At 43.5% G+C, this 25750-nt stretch carries 20 protein-coding genes; 11 read left to right on the top strand and 9 right to left on the bottom strand.

Annotated elements, in window-relative coordinates; all coding sequences use genetic code 11:
- The first annotated feature begins 9 nt into the window (after positions 1-9).
- The 9 genes from ftsA (at position 10) to COV43_04760 (ending at position 12316) form a co-directional block, all read left to right on the top strand.
- Entirely contained in the window at positions 10-1236 is a 1227-nt protein-coding gene (gene ftsA / locus COV43_04800) for a cell division protein FtsA (protein PIR25671.1), read from the top strand.
- Positions 1237-1342: 106 nt separating this feature from the next.
- Entirely contained in the window at positions 1343-2641 is a 1299-nt protein-coding gene (locus COV43_04795) for a cell division protein FtsZ (GenBank protein ID PIR25670.1), read from the top strand.
- A gap of 160 nt (positions 2642-2801) precedes the next feature.
- Positions 2802-5090, top strand: a complete 2289-nt coding sequence (locus COV43_04790) for a hypothetical protein (GenBank protein ID PIR25669.1) — start codon at positions 2802-2804, stop codon at positions 5088-5090.
- A gap of 257 nt (positions 5091-5347) precedes the next feature.
- Positions 5348-6496 carry an AAA family ATPase gene (locus COV43_04785; GenBank protein PIR25668.1) on the top strand — a complete coding sequence of 383 codons (1149 nt, stop codon included), beginning with the start codon at positions 5348-5350 and terminating at the stop codon, positions 6494-6496.
- A 129-nt stretch (positions 6497-6625) separates the two neighbouring features.
- Positions 6626-7666, top strand: coding sequence for a heat-inducible transcription repressor HrcA (gene hrcA, locus COV43_04780; protein ID PIR25667.1), 1041 nt, complete (start codon positions 6626-6628; stop codon positions 7664-7666).
- A gap of 2 nt (positions 7667-7668) precedes the next feature.
- Positions 7669-8232 (top strand): nucleotide exchange factor GrpE, encoded by a 564-nt coding sequence (grpE, locus tag COV43_04775; protein ID PIR25666.1) that lies wholly within the window; start codon positions 7669-7671, stop codon positions 8230-8232.
- 39 nt (positions 8233-8271) lie between these two features.
- Positions 8272-9948 (top strand): hypothetical protein, encoded by a 1677-nt coding sequence (locus tag COV43_04770; protein PIR25665.1) that lies wholly within the window; start codon positions 8272-8274, stop codon positions 9946-9948.
- A gap of 3 nt (positions 9949-9951) precedes the next feature.
- Positions 9952-10947, top strand: a complete 996-nt coding sequence (locus COV43_04765) for a hypothetical protein (GenBank protein ID PIR25664.1) — start codon at positions 9952-9954, stop codon at positions 10945-10947.
- A 136-nt stretch (positions 10948-11083) separates the two neighbouring features.
- Positions 11084-12316, top strand: coding sequence for a hypothetical protein (locus COV43_04760; GenBank protein ID PIR25663.1), 1233 nt, complete (start codon positions 11084-11086; stop codon positions 12314-12316).
- Positions 12317-12322: 6 nt separating this feature from the next.
- Here COV43_04760 and COV43_04755 read toward each other — a convergent pair whose 3' ends face one another.
- The 9 genes from COV43_04755 to COV43_04715 all read right to left on the bottom strand — a co-directional run bounded on the left by COV43_04755 (position 12323) and on the right by COV43_04715 (position 21979).
- Entirely contained in the window at positions 12323-13870 is a 1548-nt protein-coding gene (locus COV43_04755; protein PIR25662.1) for a sodium-dependent transporter, read from the bottom strand.
- Between the two features lie 276 nt (positions 13871-14146).
- The gene (locus tag COV43_04750; protein ID PIR25661.1) at positions 14147-15031 is read right to left on the bottom strand and encodes a hypothetical protein; all 885 of its coding nucleotides are present in this window, start codon (positions 15029-15031) and stop codon (positions 14147-14149) included.
- 94 nt (positions 15032-15125) lie between these two features.
- Positions 15126-15989 (bottom strand): protoheme IX farnesyltransferase, encoded by an 864-nt coding sequence (gene cyoE / locus COV43_04745; GenBank protein PIR25660.1) that lies wholly within the window; start codon positions 15987-15989, stop codon positions 15126-15128.
- Positions 15961-16821 (bottom strand): hypothetical protein, encoded by an 861-nt coding sequence (locus COV43_04740; GenBank protein ID PIR25659.1) that lies wholly within the window; start codon positions 16819-16821, stop codon positions 15961-15963. The genes cyoE and COV43_04740 overlap by 29 nt, the downstream gene beginning before the upstream one ends.
- A gap of 226 nt (positions 16822-17047) precedes the next feature.
- Positions 17048-17818 (bottom strand): hypothetical protein, encoded by a 771-nt coding sequence (locus tag COV43_04735; protein PIR25658.1) that lies wholly within the window; start codon positions 17816-17818, stop codon positions 17048-17050.
- 72 nt (positions 17819-17890) lie between these two features.
- Positions 17891-18523, bottom strand: coding sequence for a cytochrome C oxidase subunit III (locus COV43_04730; protein ID PIR25657.1), 633 nt, complete (start codon positions 18521-18523; stop codon positions 17891-17893).
- 34 nt (positions 18524-18557) lie between these two features.
- Entirely contained in the window at positions 18558-20156 is a 1599-nt protein-coding gene (gene ctaD, locus COV43_04725) for a cytochrome c oxidase subunit I (GenBank protein PIR25656.1), read from the bottom strand.
- Positions 20157-20192: 36 nt separating this feature from the next.
- Entirely contained in the window at positions 20193-21170 is a 978-nt protein-coding gene (gene coxB, locus COV43_04720) for a cytochrome c oxidase subunit II (protein PIR25655.1), read from the bottom strand.
- Entirely contained in the window at positions 21167-21979 is an 813-nt protein-coding gene (locus COV43_04715) for an SCO family protein (GenBank protein ID PIR25654.1), read from the bottom strand. Before COV43_04715 ends, coxB begins: the two co-directional genes overlap by 4 nt.
- Positions 21980-22274: 295 nt before the next feature.
- Between COV43_04715 and COV43_04710 the strand changes: the two genes are divergently transcribed.
- Entirely contained in the window at positions 22275-22778 is a 504-nt protein-coding gene (locus COV43_04710; GenBank protein PIR25707.1) for a cytochrome C, read from the top strand.
- A complete protein-coding gene (locus COV43_04705) occupies positions 22744-25746 on the top strand; it encodes a molybdopterin oxidoreductase (protein PIR25653.1) in 3003 nt (1000 codons plus the stop codon). The genes COV43_04710 and COV43_04705 overlap by 35 nt, the downstream gene beginning before the upstream one ends.
- Positions 25747-25750 lie beyond the last annotated feature (4 nt).

Below are 25750 nucleotides of genomic sequence, written 5' to 3'. Positions count from 1 at the left end.
GGGAATAATATGGCAAAAAAAGATGAAATGATAGTGGGCTTAGATATCGGTACCACAAAGATTTGCGCCATCGTTGGTGAAATAAGCAACGATGGAATCGATATCGTGGGCATCGGAACGCATCCGTCGAAGGGCTTAAGGAAAGGAGTGGTGGTAAATATTGAAAGCACCGTTTCTTCCATTCAAAAAGCCATCGAAGAAGCAGAGCTCATGGCTGGATGCGAAATTACTTCGGTGAGTGCTGGAATTGCGGGCGGGCACATTAAAGGAATGAACAGTCACGGTATTGTCGCCATTAAAGATAAAGAAGTGAAAGCCACCGACGTGGAAAGAGTGATTGATGCTGCGCAAGCGGTTTCCATCCCTCTTGATCGAGAAGTGATTCATGTTATCCCCCAACAATATATTGTAGATGATCAAGATGGTGTAAATGACCCGGTTGGCATGAGTGGTGTTCGCCTTGAAGCGAAAGTGCATATTGTAACGGGCGCTGTTACTTCTGCGCAGAACATCATCAAGTGCTGCAATCGCGCTGGCCTCAATGTGAACGATATTATTTTGCAGCAACTTGCGTCGAGTAAAGCTGTTCTTTCGAATGATGAATCAGAGCTTGGGGTGATTTTGGTTGATATCGGCGGCGGAACTACTGATATAGCCATCTTTTCCGGCGGAAGCTTAATTCACACCGCAGTGCTTTCGGTTGGTGGTAATCATCTTACCAATGACATTGCCGTTGGCCTTCGCACTCCCACACATGAAGCAGAAAAAATTAAGCAAAAATATGGATGTTGCATGACAGGCATGGTGCACAAAGATGAAACCATCGAAGTGCCTTCGGTAGGCGGACGAAATCCACGTGTGTTGCCTCGGCAAATTTTGGCAGAGATAACTGAGCCGCGTATGGAAGAAATTTTTAGCCTCATTCAGCAAGAAATTATTAGAGCAGGTTGCGAAGATGTTGCGGCCGCAGGCATTGTGCTGACGGGCGGAAGCTCAATCATTGAAGGTGCAACTGAGTTGGCCGAGCAAATCTTTAGCTTACCAGTAAGAAGAGGAGTGCCAAGAGGTATTGGAGGTCTAGTAGATGTGGTCAGAAGCCCAATGTATTCCACAGGAGTTGGCTTGGTACTTTCTGCAGCAAAAGAGCAAACCAACAAGCGTTTCAAAGTACGTGAGCGAAACGCTTACACCAAAGTAAGAAGCAGAATGAGAGAATGGCTTGGGGAAATTTTTTAAACCAGTTTTAACTTTGTGGTTACTAGTTTGTAGTTAAGATTTTTAAATTTTTAACTCGAAACTAGGAACTAGAAACGAGAAACTGATCTTAATCGAGGAGGTCCATATGTTTGAACTTGTAGAATCACTGGCACAAGATGCTAAAATAAAAGTAGTAGGTGTTGGAGGAAGCGGCGGAAACGCAGTAAACACAATGATGGAAGCGGGTTTGGATGGTGTAGATTTTATCGCGGCAAACACCGATATTCAAGCACTTCGGAATAACATTGCGCCAAACAAAATTCAAATTGGCCGCGAGTTAACCAAAGGTCTTGGAGCAGGTGCAAATCCCGAAGTAGGAAAAAATGCAGCCATCGAAGATCAGCGTATTTTGATGGAGCAGTTGCAAGGTGCTGACATGGTTTTCATTACCGCAGGCATGGGCGGCGGAACGGGAACTGGCGCGGCTCCCATCATTGCGAAGATTGCGCGTGAAATTGGTGCACTTACGGTTGGTGTGGTTACAAAGCCGTTTGCCTTCGAAGGAAGACAACGCATGCTTCAAGCAGATCGAGGTGTAGCTGAACTTCGCGATGTGGTGGATACTCTCATCACTATTCCAAACGAAAAATTACTCGATATCGTAGATCGCGATGTCACGATGGTGGCTGCATTTAAGCAAGCCGACCACGTTTTGTACCAAGCGGTGAAAGGTATTTCAGATCTCATTACCGTGCACGGTCTTATTAACCTCGACTTTGCCGATGTGAGAACGGTGATGAATGAAATGGGAATGGCGCTCATGGGAACTGGTGTGTCCAGCGGAGAAGGCCGTGCCATCGATGCTGCAACCAGAGCAATCTCTTCGCCACTTCTTGAAGATGTGTCTATTAAAGGTGCAACAGGAATTCTTATCAACGTTACGGGTGGAGCCAATATTACACTTCACGAAATCAGCGAAGCTTCAAAAATTATTCAAGAAGAAGCGCATGAAGATGCCAACATTTTGTTTGGTGCTGTGATAGACGAAACCATGGAAGATGAAGTTCGTGTAACAGTAATCGCGACTGGATTTGATAAACCACTTCAACGCATCAATGGAAAAGTTGGCGTGGGGCTTTCAGGTTCAAGAGTGCACACACATCATAGTGCAGGTTCACGCCCAAGCTATGCAAGCCAACACAGAGCACATGCACCACAAATGCAAGAACAGCGTCAGAGCGAAATTCCTGGTTTAGATGCAGCACCTTCGTATCCTGTGGCGGCTACTCGTCATGCTCCAGAGCCAGAGAAAATTGAAGAATCATTTGGAGGCCGACATTTAAATGACGCGCCAGCAAAAGAAGTGGAGCGCGAAGTAGGGGTTTTGGAATATCACAATGATCAATATGATATTCCTACTTTTTTACGAAAACAGGCTGACTAAAAACGGGCAGCATGGCATAGAGTGTTGAAGAAAAAAATGATGACGAACATTGAATCTGTTTTGTGGCATGATACAATAAACAAAGTTGATTCAAAAAATGAAATACTTAAACAAATTCAGCCCTTATAGGGGCTGAGTTTTTTTCCAAAGGGTAACACAAATGAAAAAAAGCCATTTATCTCTCATGCTCATTGCAGTTTTTCTTGTCACTTCTTGTGCTGGGCGCGAACGTACATCGCAACGTCACATCAACAAAAACGAATACCTCAAAGAGCACGATTTGCTTCGCCTTCCAAAATCAAGCATTCCGGTGGTGATCAATGATCGCGTGATTGCATGGATGGAATATTTTCAAGGTCCCGGACGAAAACATTTTAGACGTTATTTGGAACGCTCTGGAAAATATATGGATCTTATGACCAGCATTTTAGAGCAAAATGGAATGCCAAAAGACTTGGTGTACATTTCTCTTATCGAGAGCGGATTCAATCCTCATGCCTATTCCAGAGCAGCAGCTGTTGGAGCTTGGCAGTTTATTCGTGGAACAGGAAAAATCTTCAAGCTCAAAATTGATCCTTGGGTTGATGAGCGAAGAGATGTTGTAAAATCCACTCATGCTGCAGCCGCTTACTTCAAAAAGTTGCACAATGAATTTGGCGATTGGTATTTGGCCATGGCCTCTTACAATACAGGTGAAGGAAGAGTTCGCCGAGCCATTAAAAAAGCCGGCACCAAAGATTTTTGGGAACTTTCTCAACCAAAAGCCAGATTGTTGCATTCTGAAACGCGTGACTACGTTCCAAAATTTATAGCTGCGATGATTTTGGCAAAATCACCTGAAAAGTTTGGCTTTCATAATATCGATTATGAAAAACCTGTACCATATGAAGTTGTTTCCGTGCCAACGCAAACCGATCTTGCTGTAGTGGCAGAATGTGCGGGAGTTCCAGAAGAGGATGTTCGCTACCTTAATCCAGAATTGATTTCTAGCTCAACGCCACACAATGTGAAAAACTTTAGCCTCAAAATTCCACTTGGAAAAGTTGATCAGTTTCGTCTTGCTTATGCAAAAATTCCTGAAAATGATCGTGTCCGACTTCTCTTTCATCAAGTTCGAAGAGGAGATACGCTTTCTCAAATCGCAAGAAGATATGGAAGCAGCACTACAGTTATTGCTCGTGCCAACAACATTAGAAACGTAAAGAGTATTCATCCCGGATCAAAACTCATTATTCCAACTTCTGGATCTCGTGTGCAAATTGCATCGCGTGCACCAAAAAGTACTCAAGAAGCGAGAGTTGCTTCTCGTTCAAGCTCAAGCACTGAAAAGCTTAGCGCTCACAAAGTGGGAAGAGGAGAAACGCTTGGTGGCATCGCAAACCGTTATGGAGTAACGGTTGCAGACCTTCAACGTTGGAACAAGATTCGTAATGTAAGGTCTCTTCGAGCTGGACAAAAATTAAAAATTTATGGCGCGGCAGAAGTAATAACCACGCAAGAAATTGAAAGAGCAGTTGAAGAAAATATCGAACTTGCTGAAAACACTACCTACAATGATGACGATTTTATGGTGCACACTTTAAAATCTGGTGAAACCCTAAGTCACATCGCCGACAAATATGTAGTGTACATTAAAGATATAAAAGCATGGAACGGTATAAACGATGCGCGGTCATTAAAAGCTGGGCAAGAAATAAAAGTGTTAAAATCTAAAGCAAGACTTCCAAAAGAAATGGCGCTTGCTGCCGCTGATGAAATTATTTTGGATGAAGGAAATGAAAATTCTTTTGCAGCCGGAAAGTCAGACTACAAGGTGCGTAGCGGTGATACATTATGGTCCATTTCAAGAGCTTACAACATCAGTGTAGCTGAATTGAAAAAAGCAAATCACTTGGGAAAAAAATCTTCACTTCGTGCTGGCCAAACCCTTTCGGTGCCTGCAAAAACAAACGCAGCTTCAGTCCAAGTAGCACAAAAAGAAGAAACGAAAGCAGCGCCAGTTGCAGTTGACAACACCATTCAAACGGTTTCACTCCCTGCTGAACATGCAGCAACGCCAGCAAACACAACAACTGGCTATGTTGTAGCGGTGCTCAATAGTGGTGAAACTTTAGGGCACGTAGCAGAACGTTATGGTGTTCGTTCATATGAAATTATGGAATGGAACCACATTAAAGATGAAAGAAAAGTAAGAGCTGGACAAAAACTCAAAATTAAAAAATCTCGCATTGGTTGGGTTGCCGAAGAACTTGCTCACTCAGCAGTTGAATCAGCTGCAGGAACAGAAGTGGCAGCTGCAACGGATCACAAAGTGTACAAAGTAAAATCAGGCGACACCCTCTGGGCCATCGCCCGCCAGCACAATGTTGCAGTAGCTGATTTGAAAAAATGGAACGCCATCACCGCAAGCTCTTTAAGACCAGGCGATACGTTGAAAATTGTTCGGTAGAGTTAACTTCGTGGAATCAAAAAACACTGTCTTTCCAAATGATTTGAAAAAGGGAGACAGTGTTTTTTTTGTGTGAAATGTTAAAAAACTTCACTCACCTCATGATCATCAGAGCTTGCCAAGCTCTGGGCTGCTTGCTGCTGAAGTGGCAAAATAGCATAACAATTTAAGGTAGTTACAAAGCCAGAACCGTCCCCGGTTTAAGGAATGAGGAAAATTTGCTTGTTAAGGGAAGATTATCCTGATAAAGTGCCCTTATGCGTAAAATTATCAAAAGACATTTTTCACTCGATCTTCCACCTGGAAAGTCAGCTTTTTTGTGGGGGCCCAGAAAAGTAGGGAAAACATATTGGATACGAGAGCATCTTCTTGCACGAAAAGACGTTCTTCTCATCGATCTTCTCAAAACAGACCTCTTTGCAGAATATTCAAGTAGGCCGGCGCTTCTTCGAGAGCGTTATCAGGATCACTCTGGAATGATTGTTATTGATGAAGTGCAAAAAGTTCCAGCTCTCTTGGACGAAGTGCATTGGCTCATTGAAAATAAAGGGATCTCTTTTTTGCTTACAGGTTCAAGCGCAAGAAAATTAAAACGTGGTCATGCAAATCTTTTGGGGGGAAGGGCATGGCGCAGGCATATGACGCCTCTTAGTTTTCAAGAAGTTGAAGGTTTTGAACTCGAATCTGTGATGGTAAGTGGAATGCTTCCTCCACACTTTCTTTCCCCATCTCCTCAGGAAGATCTTCGTGCCTATGTGGCTGATTATCTGAAAGAAGAAATTATTGATGAGGCCCTTACTCAAAACATTCCAGCCTTCCACAATTTTTTACAAGTTGCAGCACTTACCTCTAGTGAACTTATCAATTATACAAACGTTGCGCGAGAAACGGGCGTTTCTGCAAAAGTGGTTCGCACCTATTTTCAGATTTTGGAAGATACCTATCTTGGGTTTCGGCTTCCGCCTTGGACAAAATCAAAAAATCGTCGAATGGTTCAAACGGAAAAATTTTATCTCTTTGATATGGGGGTTACCAATTATCTTGCACGGCGGCAGCCGAAATACAAAACCCCTGAGTTTGGAAAATCCTTTGAACAATTTATCCTCATGGAACTCATGGCCTATAAGGCTTATCGACAGGCTGAGATGGAAATTGCCTTTTGGAGAACAAGTTCAAATCAGGAAGTTGATTTTATTATAAACGACAAAGAACTTGCCTTGGAAATTAAAGGCAGTGACAAGGTTCATGCAGGAGATGTGAAAGGACTTAAAGCGCTTTTGGAAGATGGTCCGGTGAAGCAGCTTGTCATTTCATGCGAACGAGAACCCAGAAAAGTTCATGAGCACATCCAGGTTTTGCCTTGGGAACTCTTCTTGAAGCAATTATGGTCAGGCGAACTTGTGTGAAAATACTTTTGCAGCTCACAAAGCGGCAGAACCGTCCCCTGTTTTTTCAACAATTGACAAGCCCCCTCTTGCTTGGTAGTTCTTAGCGCTCTAAGGAATAGAGTGCTAAGCTCTTGAAATTGTTAAACTATGTTGCAAGAACTCCCCCAGCGGTACCAGGATATTCTCAAGATTTTGGTCTCTGATTATATCAGCACAGCTGGTCCTGTTGGTTCTCGGGCCATCGCAAAACGCCATCCCACAAGCCTTTCCCCGGCTACCATCAGAAATGTGATGGCCGATCTTACCGAATTGGGTCTGCTTTCTCAGCCGTATACCTCAGCTGGACGTGTGCCTACCAGCAGTGGGCTTAACTATTACGTGCAGACATTGCTTTCGGTTGCTGATTTAAGCGAGCACGAAAAATCCAACATTCAAAATACGTTTTCACAAGAAAACAGCAGCGAAGAAAAACTGTTGAAACAGAGTTCCAGCATTCTTTCAGAGTTTTCGTCGTTTGCAGGTTTGGTGGTGATGCCAAGCCTAAGCCATATTCGCTTTAAGCATATCGAATTTTTGCAACTCACTGATGCGCGCTTGCTGGGCATTTTTGTGGCGCAAAGCGGTATGGTGCAAAATGCCATCATCGAAGTGCAAGAGCAGTATAGTTTTCGGCAATTAGAAAAAATAAATAATTTTTGTAATCGCATTTTTATTGGGCTGACGCTTCAAGAGGCGAAGGAAAAAATAGCTCGAGAATTAAAATGTGAGCGCGAAGAATATGATGCGCTTTTGCTCAAAGGTTTTCAGTATTCGAATGTTTTGTTTCAAAGTATTCCAGATCAAGAAGTTCATATCAAAGGAACAGATAATTTGTGTCAACAAGCAGAGGCTAGAGAATTTGAAAAAATAAAAGCACTTTTAAGTTCACTGAATGAAAAAGAAAAAATGTTGAGTTTGTTAGAACGTTGCGAAGATGCACACGGGGTAAAAATATTTGTTGGATCAGATCATGAGCATCAAGAGCAAATTGATGCCAGTGTTGTATCTGCTCCATATTCAAAAAATGGAAAAATTATAGGCGCGCTTGGTGTTATTGGCCCAAGGCGTATGAATTATGCTCACATTGTTTCTGTTGTACATTTTACATCGCAGCTTGTGAGCCGTTATCTTGAGCAGAAGGAGTTGTAATTATGAATGCCCGTCACGAAAAAACTGAAGCAAAAAACGATGAAGCCACAAAAAAGCAAAACACTGTGGAACAAGATGAAAAAAAGATTGAAAAAGATTTGAATACCGAAATCAAAAAAGTTCAAGACGAAGCAAAAAAACATCAAGAAAAACTTTTGCGCGTTCTAGCCGAATTTGAAAATTTCAAAAAGCGAGTGACAAAAGAGCAAGAAGAGCAAAGTCGTTACGCAAACGAAAAGCTCTTGGAAGCGCTTCTGCCAACGCTTGACGATTTTGACCGAGTGCTTAATCATATTCCAGAATCCAGTTCCGAAGAAGTAAAGTCTTTATCTCAAGGTGTGGAAATGATACGAAAAGGGCTCTCGAAAAGTTTAGAACGATTTCAGCTGAAAGAAATTGATGCAGAAGAAAAGCTGTTTGATCCAGATCAACACGAAGCCATTTCAATGATCGAGTCGGATGAACACAAGCCCAATACCGTTGTGGCTGTGCATCGAAAAGGCTATTTTTTGGGCGACAGATTGTTAAGGCCAGCAATGGTGAGTGTTTCTAAAAAGGGGGGATAGTTGAGGAATTTATTTTTGCTTCTGTTTTTATTGGTGTTCATGCCTGCGTGTGCAAAACAACCAGTTGTTCTTCCTCAAGAACAAGCAAAAACTCCTGAACAAGTCAAAATTCCAGACGCCCAAGCTTCCGCAACAGCCAAGCGTTTTCTTGATATGTACCAACAAGAAAACTGTGCAGCACTTCTTGCTTCCACGAAAAAACTGCAGCGCGATCAATACGCTCCAAAGTATTTAGTTCAATTTGATTCACTTGTTTATCACTGTACAAATCAAGATGGTTTGGAAAAAGAGCAAGTGTTGGCTGCGCTTCATTTGGTGGATGATTATCTCTTTTTTGATCCACGAGATGTTCAAAACTTTTCTCTTCAAGTGTCACAGGATGCAGCAAAGACTAGGCTTTCAGCCTGGGTTGCATCTGCTGTGGTAACAGATGCAGACTTGGAATGGCTTCGTAAAAATACAGAAGGTGGAAACGAATCCAAAGCCTATCTTTCGTTTAAAGAAATCCAAAAATTTAGATCCGAAGACAGAGAAAAAACAAAGCCATTGCTAAAAGATTTCGTAAGTTCCTATCCAAAAAGTGAACTTACTCCGCAAGCTTTACTCTGGCTTCAGGAAGTAAACGAAGACTTCAAAGATATTACACTTACGGTTGGAGTTATTTTACCGTTGTCCGGAAAATACAAAATTTATGGTGACGCTGTGTTAAAAGGTGTGGAGTGTGCTGCCGGCATTTACAAGCCCTGCAAGAGTTTGAAGGGTACAAAACTTCTTGTGCGTGATTCAGAAGCGAATCCAGAAAAGGCTGTTGCCGCAGTAGACGAGCTGCAAAAAGCTGGAGTGCAAGTGATCGTTGGGCCGCTTAGCACCAATGCGGTTACAGCAGCAGCGAAGCGAGCCGAGCATCATCATCTTCCCATGATTATGCTTTCTCAATTAGATGGTGTGGTAAATAATTTGGACTATGTTTTTCGCAACAGCATTACGCCAGAGTCGCAAGTGAAGACCATTATTGACTTTGCGCTTCATAAGCGAAACTTGAAGCGCTTTTTAATTTTGCATCCGCAAACCTCTATTGGAAAAACTTATGCCGAACTTTTCCGCACGCGAGCTACTGAAGCGGGTGGTGTTGTAGTAGGCGTTCAAGAATATGCGTCAGACCAAATGGGTTTTGTGCGCAAATTGCAGCATGCGCAGCGCGAGAAAAAACGTGGAAAAAAAGTGAGGCTGCATTCGAAATTGACTTTAGATTATGATGCTCTGTTTATTCCAGATTCTCCTTACGTCGCCTCCTATCTAGCGCCAGTTCTGTCGATGCTGGGAGTGAAAAAAGTGCAGCTTTTGGGAACGGCGCGTTGGGATAACCAAAAACTCATCGAACGCGGTGGAAAATATGTAGAAGGTGCGTTGTTTACTTCGGCGTTTTCTCCCAATCTTCCAGATGTGAGTTCAAAAGAATTCATCGATCGTTTTACCGAATCCTACAAGTTTTCTCCCACTTTGCTTGAAGCGCTTGGGTATGATTCTCTTCGAATGGTGATGGTGGCAACAGAGAAAAGTGGTTCACCCAGCAGACAAGAAATTGCAAAAAGTTTGAGAGAGCTTAAAAATTTTCCGGGAGTAACTGGTGTGATTGACATAACAGATCAACACGATTCTGTTCGTACCATGAGAATGCTCACGGTTTTAGATGGTGAAATTCAGGCGGCGCCCTAAGCTATGACAACACTCATTTTCCTCTTTGTCCTTCTTCTTTTGCTCTCGGCATTTTTTTCTGCGTCTGAGACAGCTATTTTTTCTTTAAGCCGCGTACAAATTAAAAAATTTCAAGAATCAAAAATTTGGGTGATCAAAAAAGTTGGCGAATACTTAGATGAGCCAAGACATTTTTTGGCCACAATTCTTTTGGGCAATGAGCTGATGAATGTTTCCATTTCTATTGTAGGAGCAACGCTCATTTCTCATTTTTTTCCGTCTAGTGCAAAAACAGGAACGCTTCTTTCTATTCTTATTATCACGCCGATTCTTTTACTTTTGGGCGAAGTCATTCCAAAAAATATTGCACTACGATTATCAGATACCATTGCTCCTATTATGGTGATTCCTCTTAGAGTGTTTCATTATTGTGTGACACCGTTCAGAATAGTGCTGACCAGTATTGCGGATACGTTTATCAAATGTTTTGGTGGAGATCCAAATGCTTCTGCCGCGATGGTGAAGGAAGAAGAATTTAGATCGCTTATCGATTTGGGACGCGATGAAGGATTGCTAGAGGAAGAAGAACGAGAAATTATTCACAATGTTTTCGAATTCACAGATGAATTAGTGAAAAACATTATAACTCCGCGCGATCAAATTTTTATGCTTCCACTTGATATGGAATACAAAATAATGCTGGAAGAAATTCGAGCAACCGAATACCGACGCATTCCCATTTATGAAGGTGAGCAGACGAACATTATTGGGATTTTGCATGTGAGAGATTTGTTTTCCTTTCATCGAAAACGAAAAGAAAATTCAAATGTGAGCTTGAAGTCCATTTTGCATACTCCGCTTTTTGTTCGAAGCAACGAAAAAGTTGAAGACCTCTTGAAACGAATTCAGCAAGACAGAATGCACATGGCGTTGGTGCTGAATAAACAGCAAAGCCTTGTAGGGCTTGCAACTCTGCACGACGTCTTGGAACGTTTGTTTGGGGAGATTGAGGATGAGTAAATTCCTCCCCTTAAATTAAGGGGAGGTTAGGTGGGGTTATTGTTTTTTACCGTAAGGCGCTAACTCCCCCAGCCCCTCTTAACCTAAGAGGGGAGAAAATTTTCTACTCATCAAAAGCAATTGACGAAAGAAAAATATGTCGGCACTCTATCTTACAATTACATTAACGCTTTGTGTGCTTTTTGAAGGTTTTTTTTCAGGAAGTGAAATGGCGGTTGTTGCTGCAGACAAGTACAAAATAAAAATGCTTGCCAATAAAGGCTCTCGTCTTGCAAAGCTTGCGCTTCACTTGATGGAAAGGCCGTCGCACTTTTTTTCCACCACCTTGCTTGGCACCAACATCTGTACGGTTACGGGTTCGGTGGTAACGACGCTGTATATTTTTGAACATTATGGTGAAGGATATGCAACATTTGCTCTTTTGTTTTGGCCCATCACGCTTATTGTGGGTGAACTTGTTCCCAAAAGTTTGTATCAGTTTTATGCCAACAAAGTGGTGATGGTTATTGCGCCTGCTCTTTTCTTTTTCCAAATTCTTTTCTTTCCGCTTGTGTGGATTTTGTCTCAGTTCACCGATTTGCTGATAAAGAGAATCAAAAAAAATATTCACAAGCAAGGTTCAGATTTTTCTCGCGAAGAACTTGAAATGTTAATGGAACATGGTGAAGTGGAAAAAAGTGATGTGAAGCCCTCCGAGGTAACCCTTGTCAGCCGTATCTTTGAGCTTGCTGATAAAAAAGTGGAAAACATTATGACACCACTTGTTGATGTAATTGCAGTTCCGCAAGATGCCAGCCGAAAAGAAGCAGCTGCACTTATTGAAGAACACGAATTTTCCCGCATTCCTCTGTATGATGATCAAATTTTTAACATGGTTGGAGTGCTGTGGAGCATTGATCTCTTATTTGATGAAGAGAAAAAAGGGCTTACTGATCTTGCACGAAAACCATATTACGTTCCTGAAGAAATGCCGCTGGATGAACTTTTGTTCACCATGAAAAAACGTGGTGAACCCTTAGCTATTGTTGTTGATGAATATGGCGCTGCCACCGGAATAGTAACAGTAGAAGATTTGCTGGAAGAAGTGGTGGGCGAAATTGGAGATGAGCACGACGAAGTACTGACACTGTATAGACGTCTTGGGGCAAAGCGATTTGTGATCAATGGTCGTATGGAAATAGAAGAGGCCAACGAAAAATTACACCTCAGCATTCCGGAAGGTGATTACGAAACAATAGCTGGTTTCATTGTGCATCTTGCAGGCCACATTCCACAAAAAGGCGAAGTGCTCAACCACAAAAAACTCAAAATCACCATCCTCAAAGCCACCGAACGCGTCGTGACCGAAGTGGAAGTGCAGGTGTATTAACTTGCTTCATTCCATCACTTCCACAATCAATGCCTCGGAAGTGTCTTCTTGTTCCAGGTGATCGGTTTTCCATTTTGCTTCGCTGAAGGCTTTTGCCACAATTAACGTTGCAGCGAGCCAACCAAAACCAATGACGATAATAGCTTCCCATGGATAGCCGCCGTAAGGCGTGATGAAGTCTTGCCTTGCGCTTATGACAAAAAGCGCGATGAGCACAAGTGGTGTGATGTACTTCGCGGTAACAATCCAAAATTTTCCCAGTTTGAGGTTTGATTCTCTGTCGATGAGCGCGATAAAACGCTTTGCTCCAAAGATCCACGCTACCAAAATGATTTCAAAAAATCCTACCAGCAAAAGGCCCATGTTGGTGAGCATGTGATCGATGATGTCGAGCCAGTAGAGTCCGGCGTTGGTGGCAAAGATGGCGCTGCCCGCAAAGCCAACAAGGCACACAACAGTCACAAGTGGTTTGCGTTTCCAGTTGAACTTGTCGATGGCAGCAGAAATAAACGTTTCAATAATGGAAATGGATGAAGTGAGACCAGCCAAAAGCAAGGTGAAAAAGAAAAGCGCGCCAAAAAGAACATTGCCAAAAGGAACATTGCCAAAAGGAAGATGGGAAATAGCTTGTGGATAGACCACAAACGCAAGGCCAGGGCCACTTTGCACGGCTTGGTCAATTGGCTTTCCCGCATTTGTGGCGATGTAACCAATGATGGCGAACACCGCAAAGCCGGCAATGAGCTCTACCGTTGAATTTGCGGCCGCTGTCTTTATGGCATTTCCGGTGAGGTTTTTTCTGTCGGGAAGATAGCTGGCAAATACAATCATTACTCCCGAACCTAAGGAGAGCGTGAAAAAGATTTGGCCAAAGGCATCGTGCCAAACACTTGGGCTGAGCAGCTTTGAAAGATTTGGCACAACCAGCGCCGCAACTCCCGTTGAAGCTCCAGGCAGAAGAAGTGACCACACCAGCAAAAGCAGCAATGTTGCAAACAGCAAAGGCATGCCAATTTTATTCGCAATCTCAATGCCTTTGCGAATGCCGCGTGAAATGACAAGCCAGTTTACAAACCATACTACGGCAATGCCAGCAAAGATGCTCCAATTGATGCTGCCGATATCAAAAGGTGATTCGCTCAGCTGTAAAAAATCTTGAAAGAAAAACGCTTGCGTGTTTTCTCCCCACGCACCAGAAAAAGAAAACCCAAAATAATGTACGCACCACGAAAGCACTGCGCTGTAGTACAACATCAAGCCAAAACAAATAAACACAGAAACCCACCAGCCCAAGTATTCCCAGCCTCTGCGGATTTTTCCGAATGCCAAGGGTGCAGAACCTTTTTTCAGCTGGCCCAAGCCATGTTCTAAAACCAACAATGGAATGCCCACGAGTAAGAGGGCAATGAGGTAGGGAATGAGAAACGCGCCGCCGCCATTTTTGTAGGCCACATAAGGAAAACGCCAAATATTTCCAAGGCCCACAGCAGAGCCAATAGCAGCAAGCAAAAAACCAAGTTTTGATTTCCAATGAACGCGTTTAAGATTTTCCATCCGAAAGGAAGTAGATCATCAAAAAGAAGAACTCAAATGAAAAAGGGAGAGGAGGTCGCTGTATCCTCGCGCTTGCCTGCCTTTGGCAGGAACGCGGAGATCCACAATTCTGTGTCATCCTGAACGAAGAGAAGGATCTCCTCGGGCAATTCTGATTTTGCTATGGTCAAATACCCAAATTGTATGAGGAGATCCTTCGTTACACTCAGGATGACAGCAAAGTGTTTTAATTCCTAGATCCCTTCACCTTAGGCGGAAGGATGACAAAAAACAAAATTATTTCACCTTCGTTGCAAATTCAAAAATATGTTGCGCGTGTGCTTCAAGTTGGTGCTTGATGTCTTTTCCGCCGGTGAGGGTAGAAAGAAAACCGCCAGGATCCGCGGCTGTTTCGCAGCTGACAATGTTTGGAATGTCATCGGCAATGAGATCAATGTCCATGATAATAACCGTGCCGTTATGGATTTCTAAAACTTGAAACTGACCGGTAAAGACTTTCACCTGATCGTCACGAAACTCGCTTCTGTCATAGAATTGCGCTGAATTGAATTTTTGTTCATCCTCTGAAGCTAAATCTCTTAAGACGACAATGCCATGAGGAAAACGTTTTGCTCTGATGCGTGTAAGTAGTTGCATATCTTCTGCGGCCTGAAGATTGAAGATCTCGAGAGGAAAAACTGCGTTTGAATTTTCTTCTACAGAAAGATTTTTGGAATCGGTCACACCAGAAAAAATTTCAGGATGCAAAGAAGGTGTGAGTAAAATTTCTTTTATTTTTTCGAGAGAGATTTGTTTCTTCGTGAACAGAAGCGCTCTCCCTTTCATGTGGCACACCTGGCCATTGCCCGGAAGTCTGGATGCATTTCCCCAGGCTACCGAAACTGCAGAGTTTTCTTCAATGTCAGTGAGTTTGATGTGTGCTGGCAGCAGAGCTTCTCCGCGCGCAACTTTCTGGGAGTTCATGTGTTGAAGCACAATATTTGCACTGAGTTCGCGAACAGGAGGTGCTGATAAGCTTGATCCTGTTGAAATGAGAGAACTTCCCCTTTGGTTTTCATCGAGCTCTCTTTTTTCTGGAGGTGCGATGCCATCCGCACCTTCATAATAGGTGAGGTTGGGATCAAAAAAAGGAGATAAAAGTGAAGAAATACTTACGGGCATAATGCCGCGCTATAGTGAGGACTTGGCCGTGAAGCAAGACGTAGTGCGTCATTCCCACCTATTGTACGATCGCTCTATTGTTCCATCGTACCATTTACGAAACAGCAACATCAATAATCATCATCAGCAAAATGAGGAAGAGATACAAAATGGAATAGCCGAAGAGTTTCCAGGCTTCTTTGAGGTCTTGGGTTTTTGAGATGCGGAAGGCCAGGTAGAGAAATGCCAAGCTCAAAAGGCTAGAGGTGATGGCATAGAATTTATGCAAGCCAAAGAAACTTGGAGCAACCGCAATGGGCAAAAGTGCGAGAGAGTAGAAAAAAATATTTTTCTTTGTCACTTCGTCTCCAGCAACATTGGGCAGCATAGGATAGCCCGCATTTGCGTAATCTTGCTTGCAGCAAAGTGCCAAGGCCCAAAAGTGTGGCGGCGTCCAAAAAAAGATGATGAGAAACATGAAGAGAGCGAGCCAGCTAATGTTGCCCGCAACCGCAGCCCAAGCAATGAGGGGACCGGTTGCACCTGCAGCTCCGCCAATCACAATATTGTAAGGTGTGCGCGGCTTCAACCAAAGCGTGTAGTAAAAACTGTAGTAAGCAATGGTGGCCACGCCAAGGCCCATGGCAAGCAGGTTTCCTGTTGCGAGCAAAAGTACGTTGCCGAGTATTCCCAACACAAGAGCAAAGATCAACGCAGCACGTGGCGAAAGTCTTCCGGAAGGAAGTGCGCGTTTTTCGGCCGTGCGTTTCATTTTTTTATCGATGTCGCGTTCGAAGTATTGGTTAAGCGCATTTGCCGCTCCGCCAACAGCGAAGATGGCAAAGGTGATCAGCCAAAAGCGAAGCGAGCTTGCCTTTACACTTCCTTCCAGCACAAGCGCAGTTGCGCCACTAAAGGCAAACAGCATGCTGATGCGAGGCTTGGTAAGGCTAAGATAATCGGAGGCGCGAGAGTTCATAAGTAATGGTCACAAACGTTAAAAAGAGAAGAGTCGCCACTCCATTGTGGGCAACTCTCAAGACATAAGGCAGTTCAAAAACAACATTCCCGATGCCGAGGAAGACCTGTATTATCGTGATTGAGGCGAGAAGCAAGAAGAGTTTTCGAAACTTCAACGGAAACCGTTCTCTACTGGCTTTTAGCAGGAAACAGGCCACAAAAAGAGTGAGCGCATAAGCCAAATAACGGTGAAACATTTGCAGCCCTATTTTTCCTTCCAATGGGGGAAAGAAAGAACCGAAGCAGGCGGGAAAATCAGGACAGACAAGGCCTGCATGGCTTGAGGCTACATAGCTTCCCAAAAGAATTTGCACAAAACACAACGCAAGTCCGAAGAAGCTGAGCAGCAAAATGCCGCGGCTTCGCGTGGCTTCAACTGCTGGGCTTAATTTTCGGTACATAATGACAAGCGTGGAGAGAAAGAAAAGCCCTACTCCAAAATGTAAACTTACAGAATAGGGAATGTTGTAATGAAACACAGTGAGTGCGCCCATAAAAACTTGAAGCAACAAAAGAAAAAACGAAACGATTGCCAGCGTTCCTAATTGTTTTCGAGCATCACGAGATTTGAAGACGAGAACCAGAAAAGCGAGAAGCAGCAAACCAATAAGAGCTGCAAGTTTGCGGTGACCCCATTCGAGAAAAATGAGGAAATCGAGAGGCGGCAGCACTTGTCCATAACAGAGCGGCCAATCAGGGCAAGCCATCCCCGCGCCAAAAGCCCTCACCGTTGCTCCCCAGAGGAAGAGAAGAAAAGTAAGGCTGATAAGAAGGAGTAAAAGTTTTTTCATTGAATTCAGTCAACTCATTGTCATTTAACAATTCCCTGTTTTGTCATCCTGAACGAAGTGAAGGATCTCCTCAAACACTTTAAGCATTCGACTATAACAAAAGCAAAATTGTCAGAGGAGATCCTTCGTTCCACTCAGGATGACAGCAAAGTGTTTGAATTGCTGGATCCCCTGCCTGACCGGCAGGCAGGCCGCCTGCGCGAGGATGACAAATTTTCCTCAAAATCTATTTCGCTTCTTCCACCAAAAGCTCGATGGCGAAATCAACGGGAAGTTTCCCTTTTGCTTGTCCTGCGCTAGCGTCTTCTTTTACGATAAGCTTTGAGCTTGCAAAGCTTTCGTCTGTTTCAGCTGGTGGATTGCTTGCAAACGAACGAACATAATGAGCAAGCGCCCATCTGTCTTTCACTGAAAGATTTGCATATGACGACATGGAAGAACCTGGAATACCATTGCTGATTGTTTGGAACACATGTGAAGGTTCTCCACCTTGTGTCCAATTTCCAGAAGTAAAATCTCTTGGCTTTGGATTAAGTGCAGCACCCGCTGGTCCATTACCCTGGCCACTTTCCCCGTGACACAGAGCACACTGTTGTTGAAAAATTGTTTTTCCTTGAGCCAGAAGTTCTGGTGAAGAGGTTTTATATTTTTCATGAAGCGCATTTTCATTTCCTGCAGGCGCTGCAATTTTTTCAATGCTGATGTATTGAAGTTCTTCGTCGCGATATTCGGTATCAGCAAGAGTGAGTCCCACAAAAATAAGCAAACACAAAAAAGAGCTCGCAAACACAACTTGATTTAAACGATTGTTTTCTTTGAGATGCATAAAATAAAGTGCAACCAGAGTTGCCTTTACAGAAGCGATGGCCATAGCAATGACAATGTTCATCGTGCCAAAATCAGCATAGGCAGCGGCAAAGGTAACAATGGTAAGGATAAGCAGAGCTATCCACATTTTTATATAAGTGGCTTTATGGTGATTGTGATGATCGTTCATAATTATTCTCGCTGATGTCTTCTAAGCCTGTCATCTCGTTCGGGATGACTGCACGTTAATGGTACAAAAAAATTATCCTATTAAATACATAAGGGGGAAAAGGTAGATCCAAATTAAATCCACCAAATGCCAGTAAATTCCGGTGTTCTCAACAGGGGTATAATAGGAACTAGAAAAAGCGCCTCTGTTTGATTTGATGAGGCACCAAAGAATAAGCCCCATCCCTACAAGCACGTGAATACCGTGCAATCCTGTCATCATGAAATAAAGCGAGAAAAAAAGTGAAGAATGTTCTGGGCTCTGACCTTCAAACGCAAAGTGAGCTCCTGGGAATAATCCCTCGTGAAATTTGTGGCTGTATTCGAAAAATTTAATCACCATGAAAATAAGACCACAAAACAAAGTGACGATGAGATATTGATTGGCTTTGTTTTGATCATTGCGCTGCGTTGCGTTCACCGCCATGGCCATCGTGAAGCTAGAGCAGATAAGCACAACAGTGTTGAAGGCGCCCATGGGACGATTGAGAAATTTGCTGGCTTCGTGAAACATCTCCGGATATTTAATGCGGAAAATAATGTAGGCCACAAAAAGCCCGCCGAAAAGCAGAACTTCTGTTATCAGAAACAACCACATTCCCAACTTAGATGATTCGAATTCTTGTTTCGCCGAATCAAAATGATGCGCAACTACATGTTGTGACATAGGAACCTCTTCTAAAATTTTCTTTCGTTAACGGTTAAGCTTTTACTCCGTACTCATAAGGCCCTTCGGTGACATGAGGAGTTTCAGCAAAGTTGTGCTCTGGCGGCGGAGATGACGTCATCCACTCCAAGGTTTTTGCATTCCAAGGATTTGCAGAAGCTGCCTTGCCTCTAAACCATGAGTGAATCAAATAAATAGTGGCCAGCAAGAAGCCCATGCCAATGAGCCAAGAACCAAAAGTTGAAACCATATTCAGCGGTGCGTATTCTGCCGAATAATCATAGTAGCGACGCGGCATTCCTCTGCTGCCCAGAATAAACTGGCTGATAAAAGTAATGTTGAAGCCAAGGAAAATGAGTGAACAAGCGATTTGCCCGCTTTTTTCGTGGTACATTTTTCCTGTAATTTTTGGCCACCAGTAATGAACGCCGGCAAGAAAACCCATAACCGTTCCGCCCATCATCACGTAGTGAAAGTGAGCAACCACAAAGTAGGTGTCGTGAAGATGGACATCCACAGAAAGCGCTGCCAGGAAAAGCCCTGTTAATCCACCAATGGTGAAGAGAAAAATAAAAGCGAGGGCATAAAGCATTGGTGTTTTGAAATCGATGGAACCTTTGTAAAGCGTCGCCGTCCAGTTCACCACTTTAATGGCAGTGGGAATAGCAACCAGCATGGTGAGCAAAGAGAAAAGAAAATTGGCCAAGTCGGATTGACCACTTACAAACATGTGATGTCCCCACACCAAAAAGCTAATAGCCGCAATAGCCAAGCTTGAGAAGGCGATGGCCTTGTATCCAAAAATATGTTTGCGCGAAAAAACTGTGATGACTTCGCTGATAATTCCCATGGCAGGCAAAATCATAATGTACACTGCTGGATGAGAGTAGAACCAAAAAAAGTGTTCGAAGAGAACAGGATCGCCACCAAGTGTGGGATCAAAAAATCCGATGCCTAAAATGCGTTCCATTGCCAAAAGCAAAACGGTGATTCCAATAACAGGAGTTGCCAAGACTTGGATGATAGCTGTTGAATACGTTGCCCAAACAAAAAGCGGCATTTTGAAAAAGCCCATGCCCGGAGCTCTTAGTTTGTGAATGGTGACGATAAAATTAAGTCCGGTGAGAATAGAAGAGAAGCCCATGACAAAAACACCAAGTGCTGTCAAAACCACACTGCCAGCGGTTTTGATGCTGTAGGGCGTGTAAAATGTCCAGCCTGTGTCAACGCCGCCGTCAAAGATGGCGAAGATGGCAAGCAGTGCACCAAAAATAAAAATGTAGTAGCTTGCAAGGTTTAGCTTGGGAAACGCCACGTCTTTTGCGCCCAGCATAAGCGGAAGAAAAAAGTTTCCAAGTGCTGCTGGAATAGCAGGGATGATAAACAGAAAAATCATGATGGCGCCATGAAGTGTAAACGCCTTGTTATAGGTATCGGGTTCCATGATGGTTTGGCCTGGAAGCATAAGTTCCAGCCTAACCGAAAGCGCTAAGAGCCCACCAACAAGAAAAAAGATGGCTGTAGTGATGAGGTACATAAGTCCAATGCGTTTGTGATCGACGGTGATCAGCCAGGACATGATGCCTCGTTTTGCAATAAGATAGTTCTCTCCAGCGCCGTGACTGTGACTCATGGTAGTTCTCCGTTTTTCTTTTGGTGCGACTTTAAATTATTGAAGGCTTTTCAAATATGCAATCAGATGATTGACTTCTTCATCACTCAATTGTCCTTTAAACGTAGGCATAAGAGGAGCAAAGCCCTCTACCAGTTCAGCATTTGGTTCCATAAGCGATCTTCTAATGTAGTTTTCGTCTACGGTTAATTTTTTTCCATCTGTAAGCGTTGTTTCTTTTCCAAAGAGGCCAGCTAAACCAGGGCCAACAAGTTTGTTGGTGCCTGTAGAGTGACAAGCGGTGCAGCCTTGTTTGGTAAAGAGTTCTTTTCCGTGTTCAACTGGTGAAAGTTGCGTAGTTGTTTTTTCTGAAGCTTCGGCTTCGTTGATGCCTAAGCGTTGCTCAAGTTCCCAAACGTTTTGCCATTTTTCGTAGGCTGCTTTTTCTACCACTTTCACTTTTCCAATCATGCCATAGTGAGCTGTACCGCAGAATTCCGCGCAGAAGATGGGAAACTCACCAAGTTCAATTGCGGTGAAAGAAATATAGGTGAATTGACCAGGAACAAGATCTTGCTTCAAACGAAATGCAGGCACATAAAAGCTGTGCAACACATCTTTGGAACCCATGACTAATTTGACGGGAACATCTTTTGGAACAACAAGTTCGTTGGTAAGTTTTCTTCCGTTTTTATATTCGAGGTTCCACAACCATTGCTGTCCGATAACATTGACTTCAAGCGCATTTGCGGGAACGAGTCGTATTTTTTTGTAATCGATCCAACCCCATGCAAAAATCACCATAACGATGACGAACAAAACGGCACTCATTCCTACTTCAAGCGCTGTGTTTCCATGAATGTAAGCGGTCGTTTCGGAGTTGCATTTTTTTCTGCTGTACTTGTAGGAAAAGTAAACCAACGCGCCAACAATAAGAGCGAAGCTAATAAGTGAAATAATGAAAATAAAAGAATAAAGTGCATCAACGTTTCCCGCCATTGATGAAGCTTGAGGAAGGTTTATAGTTCCAATCATAGTCTTTCCGCCTTTTTTCGTTTTTTCATCAGAAGATGAATCAATATTCCAAGCCCAAGGAGGGTGATGACACCTGCAATTTTCATAATATTCACTGCAAGAAGGGCATACTTTTTTCCTTTGGGGTCGTAGTGATAGCAGTAGAGCAAAAGCTTATCAATAAGGTTTCCTAATTTTCCTTCGCTTGCTTCAAGAAGAGCGAGTTTCACATCTCTGGGCGCATACTCGATGCCAAAAAGATAGCGAGAAATTTTTCCGGTTGGTGTGAGTGCGTAAACGGCAGATGCGTGTGCAAACTGCTTTTGCTCGGCATCGTAAACATAGGAGAAACCAATTTCTTTCGTGAGTTGCCGAATGCTTTCGTCACTTCCAGTAAGAAAGTGCCAACCACTTTCAGTGCTGCCTTCACGATACATTTTCAAATACGAAGTTAACTTTTCTTTCGCCAGTAGTGGAGTTTCCTTGGAATCAATACTCACCACCACGATTTCAAATTCTTTTCCAGGAGTGAGCTGCACGTCGCGAAGCCCATTTATCATTCCGTTTAAAACGAAAGTACAAAGCCCCGGACATTCATAATAAACAAATACAAAAAGCACTGCTTTGTCTTTGTGAAAGTAGTCCGCAAGTGTCACTTCATTTCCATTTTGGTCCAAAAAAGGAAGCGAGAGCGTAATCTGTTCACCCAAGTGCTCTTCTATACCAACGTCTTTAAGCTCGACAGGAGTTGATTCTGCGGCCACAAGATGATGCGATAAAAGAGAAAAAAGGGCGAAAAAAAAGCAAATTGTTAAAGTCCGAATTTTCATGTGAGGGCCTCTAACAAGATCTTAGAGGACAGGCAAGGAAAAAGCTGGGGGCTTTCTTTTGCGTTGAAGGTGACAGGTATGCTTGAAAGCAACTCCTCTTTTGGGTTCGTAATAGAGTTTGTTTTCTTCAGACTTTTTAGAGGCGGAGAGTCCTTTATTTCCTGTTTGAGACTTTTTCATTTGATCTCGATTTTTTCCTCGACAGAAATTTTCAAGGAGGGTAGATAGCGCCCACATTATTTCAACGAGAGGTTGTTCCAAGGGGAAATCATTGAAGGGTAAGTGCTTCCAGAAAATTTTATTTCTTTCTCTTTTATCTCTTCCGGTCATTTTATTGGCATTTGGAGTGCGGAGTTTGGTGAAACTTGGCGACAACACTGGTTATGCTCCAAAGCAGCCGATTCCCTTTAGCCATAAACTTCACGCCGGAGATAATCAAATCCCTTGCCAGTATTGTCATGTGGGAGTTGATAAATCGAAGCACGCTGTTGTGCCTGCTATGAATATTTGCATGAACTGTCACCAGGTAGTGAAGCTGGACAGTCCTTATATTCAAAAGCTTCGCGATATGTATGCCAATGGGCAGCCTCTCGAGTGGATAAAAGTGCACGATCTTCCAGATCATGTTCGGTTTACCCACGAACGGCATATTGCGGCTGGGCTTGATTGTACGCAGTGTCATGGTGATGTGGGAAGTATGGAACGGGTTAGCCAAGTAAAAACATTACAGATGGGATTTTGTATCGATTGCCATCGTGAGAAAAATGCTCCAACGCATTGTGAAAGCTGTCATTATTAATATGAAGAAAAATGTGACCTTTTGGAAAAGCATCGAAGAGCTCGAGCAAACGGCAGAGTTTGAAGCTCGTACGGGAAAAGAGTTTGCAGAGCCTCCTCAGAAAGCCGAAATGTCCGGCATGGAACGCCGCGACTTTTTAAAGGTAATGGCGGCAAGTATCGCTATGGCGGGCGCTGCCTGTACACGAAGACCTGTTGAAAAAATTATGCCTTACATCAACAAGCCAGAAGGTGTGATTCCTGGTGTTCCGGTTTGGTACGCTTCTAGTTTTGAAGATGGAAGTTCCTCTTATGCAGTTTTAGTCAGAACGCGCGAAGGCCGTCCGGTTAAACTTGAGCCAAATGTTGATGCTCCTCTCAATGCAACGGGCCTCTCAGCCAGAGCGCAAGCCAGTTTGCTGGATTTGTATCATCCCGATAGAATCAAAGCTCCAAGCTTTGTGCAAAATGGAACGCTAAAAGAAAGCAACTGGGAAGACCTCGACAAGCACATCATCGCCAAGCTTGATGCCGTGAAAAAAACAGGCGGAAAAATAAGAGTGCTTACGGGTGTAAGCAGCTCTCCTACTACGCAAAAAGTACTGCGAAGTTTTGAAAATACCTACAACGCAGCAAGCATTTCATACGATTCTGTTTTTCCAAATGAAATGGTTGAAGCGGCAAAGCTTTCGTACGGAAAATCACTCTTGCCACGCTATCGTTTTGAAGAGGCAAAAGTCATTGTTTCTTTTGGCGCCGATTTCCTTGGCAATTGGATGAATCCAGTTCGCAATATGGCTGGATTTTCCGAAGGCAGAAATGTTGACGCGGGAAAAATGTCACGCTTCATTGCCTTTGAATCTGTTCCAACCGTAACGGGTACAAATGCAGATATGTTTGTTCCGGTGAAAGCGGGAGATGAAATTTTTGTTGCGCTAAGTCTTGCTTATGAAGTTGCAAGGCGAACCGGAAATGCAAGTGTAGCAAGCTCTTTACGAAGCTATGCTCCAGAAAAACTTGAAAGCAAAATTAATTTTCCTGCATCTCACATTGTAGAAACAGCAGAAGAACTTGTTGCTTCACGCGGAACAGGTCTTGTAGTTGGAGCCAATCCAAATGCAAAAGATGCTGTGCTGCTTCAAGTGGCGGTAAACTTTATCAACTCTACACTTGCCAATGATGGTGTAACGCTAGACTGGACGCTTGCTCCTCGCGATTACGTGGGCAGTTCGTTTGAAGAACTCAAACACCTTGTGGCAGAAATGCACGCTGGTGAAGTGGAAGTGCTTATTGTCGCCGATGCAGATCCTCTCTTTACACTTCCCGCAGAATTAAACTGCGAAGAAGCGCTGAAAAAAGTGGGGCTTGTTATTTCTTGCGCAGATTATTTTACGGCAACCTCCGCACAAAGCCATGTCGTTTGTCCTGGCACGCATTACCTTGAAGCTTGGGGCGATGCAAATCCAGAGCGCGGACTTTATACCCTTGTGCAGCCTGTAATTGCGCCGCTTCACCAAGGTAGATCATGTCAAGATTCTTTGCTGCATTGGTCTGGCAGCGAATCAAATTATCACGAAGTGTTGAAGCACAATTGGAAAAGCGAAGTGCTTCCTCGAGTTTCAAGTTCTCTTTCTTGGAAAGATGCCTTGAAGATGGGATTTGTTGATGCGTTTGCTTCCAAAAGAAACGATCACGGCAGAATAGCTTCTGCTGAAACCTTCAACCCTTCAGCGTTGAAAAACTTGCCACAACTTTCTTCATCTGCAGAACTTAGCTTGGCGCTTTATCCAAGTCTTTCTCTCTACGATGGAAGAAATAATACAAACAGCTGGCTTCTGGAACTTCCAGATCCCGTCACAAAACTTACGTGGGAAAATGTTGTTTCCCTTTCTCTTGCAACAGCAACAAAGCTTTCACTTCGCGAAGGTGATGTAGTGAAAGTAAAAAGTGAAACGTTTTCTGCCGAGCTTCCAGTTCACATTCAGCCAAAATTGCATGACGCTACAGCAGCTGTTGCGCTTGGCTTTGCGGCTCCTCATGGAATGCAGGTTTATCCTTTTCAATCGTACGCGCATCAAACTCCAAGCTGGAATGGAATAAAAGTTGAGCTCGAAAAAACAGGAAAAACGGCACTGCTTGCTTGCACGCAAGGACATCATGAACTTGAAAACCGTGCCCACGATATTTTTTCCGATGCAACATGGAAAGAGTTTCAGCACAATCCTCATGCTGGAATAAAAAAACACGCAGAACTTCCAAGCATGTGGGAAGAACGCAAATACGAAGGCCACCGTTGGGGAATGGTGATTGATACCAACGCATGTACTGGTTGCAGCGCTTGTGTAGTTGCTTGTCAGGCGGAGAATAATATTCCCGTCGTAGGCAAAGAGCAGGTGATTCGCGGACGGGAAATGCACTGGATTCGCATCGATCGTTACTACAGCAGTGAAAAAGGAAAAACTGCAAATCCAAATGTTTCACATCAGCCTATGACTTGTCAGCAGTGCAGCAATGCACCTTGCGAAACCGTTTGCCCAACACTAGCAACGTTCCACAGCGATGATGGCTTGAACATGATGAGCTACAATCGTTGCGTTGGAACCCGGTATTGTGCAAACAACTGCCCTTACAAAGTGAGACGCTTCAACTTTTTTGAACAAACGCTTAGCATAAAAGAACCGATGAATCAGGTTTTGAACCCAGACATCACCACACGCAGCAGAGGCGTGATGGAAAAATGTACCTTCTGTATTCAGCGGATTCAAGAAAAACGAAATGATGCCATTATTGAAAAACGAGAATTAAAAGACGGCGAAATTAAAACCGCTTGCCAGCAAACCTGCCCAGCGCAAGCCATTACGTTTGGTGACTTAAACATGAAAGAAAGCCAAGTGGCAAAAATGGCAGCGTCACAACGCGGCTATCATGTACTTGCAGAGCTTAACACACGTCCAGTGGTGACGTATTTAACCAAAATTAGAAATGTGTAAGTAA

The sequence above is a fragment of the Deltaproteobacteria bacterium CG11_big_fil_rev_8_21_14_0_20_42_23 genome, from assembly GCA_002796345.1.
Classification (GTDB): Bacteria; UBA10199; UBA10199; order 2-02-FULL-44-16; family 2-02-FULL-44-16; genus 1-14-0-20-42-23.
The sequence above is the reverse complement of the archived record's forward strand: the minus strand, read 5'-3'. Positions and strand labels throughout refer to the sequence as shown.

Bases quoted from the DNA above. Each gene is read 5' to 3' on its own strand.
- COV43_04730 (PIR25657.1), bottom strand. From the start codon at position 18,523: ATGTCACAACATGTAGTTGCGCATCATTTTGATTCGGCGAAACAAGAA.
- COV43_04740 (PIR25659.1), bottom strand. From the start codon at position 16,821: ATGAAAAAACTTTTACTCCTTCTTATCAGCCTTACTTTTCTTCTCTTC.
- COV43_04765 (PIR25664.1), top strand. From the start codon at position 9,952: ATGACAACACTCATTTTCCTCTTTGTCCTTCTTCTTTTGCTCTCGGCA.
- COV43_04705 (PIR25653.1), top strand. From the start codon at position 22,744: ATGCTCCAACGCATTGTGAAAGCTGTCATTATTAATATGAAGAAAAAT.
- coxB (PIR25655.1), bottom strand. From the start codon at position 21,170: ATGATTGGAACTATAAACCTTCCTCAAGCTTCATCAATGGCGGGAAAC.
- cyoE (PIR25660.1), bottom strand. From the start codon at position 15,989: ATGAACTCTCGCGCCTCCGATTATCTTAGCCTTACCAAGCCTCGCATC.
- COV43_04760 (PIR25663.1), top strand. From the start codon at position 11,084: ATGTCGGCACTCTATCTTACAATTACATTAACGCTTTGTGTGCTTTTT.
- COV43_04795 (PIR25670.1), top strand. From the start codon at position 1,343: ATGTTTGAACTTGTAGAATCACTGGCACAAGATGCTAAAATAAAAGTA.
- COV43_04715 (PIR25654.1), bottom strand. From the start codon at position 21,979: ATGAAAATTCGGACTTTAACAATTTGCTTTTTTTTCGCCCTTTTTTCT.
- COV43_04755 (PIR25662.1), bottom strand. From the start codon at position 13,870: ATGGAAAATCTTAAACGCGTTCATTGGAAATCAAAACTTGGTTTTTTG.
- COV43_04735 (PIR25658.1), bottom strand. From the start codon at position 17,818: ATGAACGATCATCACAATCACCATAAAGCCACTTATATAAAAATGTGG.
- ftsA (PIR25671.1), top strand. From the start codon at position 10: ATGGCAAAAAAAGATGAAATGATAGTGGGCTTAGATATCGGTACCACA.
- COV43_04750 (PIR25661.1), bottom strand. From the start codon at position 15,031: ATGCCCGTAAGTATTTCTTCACTTTTATCTCCTTTTTTTGATCCCAAC.
- hrcA (PIR25667.1), top strand. From the start codon at position 6,626: ATGTTGCAAGAACTCCCCCAGCGGTACCAGGATATTCTCAAGATTTTG.
- COV43_04770 (PIR25665.1), top strand. From the start codon at position 8,272: ATGCCTGCGTGTGCAAAACAACCAGTTGTTCTTCCTCAAGAACAAGCA.
- grpE (PIR25666.1), top strand. From the start codon at position 7,669: ATGAATGCCCGTCACGAAAAAACTGAAGCAAAAAACGATGAAGCCACA.
- COV43_04790 (PIR25669.1), top strand. From the start codon at position 2,802: ATGAAAAAAAGCCATTTATCTCTCATGCTCATTGCAGTTTTTCTTGTC.
- ctaD (PIR25656.1), bottom strand. From the start codon at position 20,156: ATGAGTCACAGTCACGGCGCTGGAGAGAACTATCTTATTGCAAAACGA.
- COV43_04785 (PIR25668.1), top strand. From the start codon at position 5,348: ATGCGTAAAATTATCAAAAGACATTTTTCACTCGATCTTCCACCTGGA.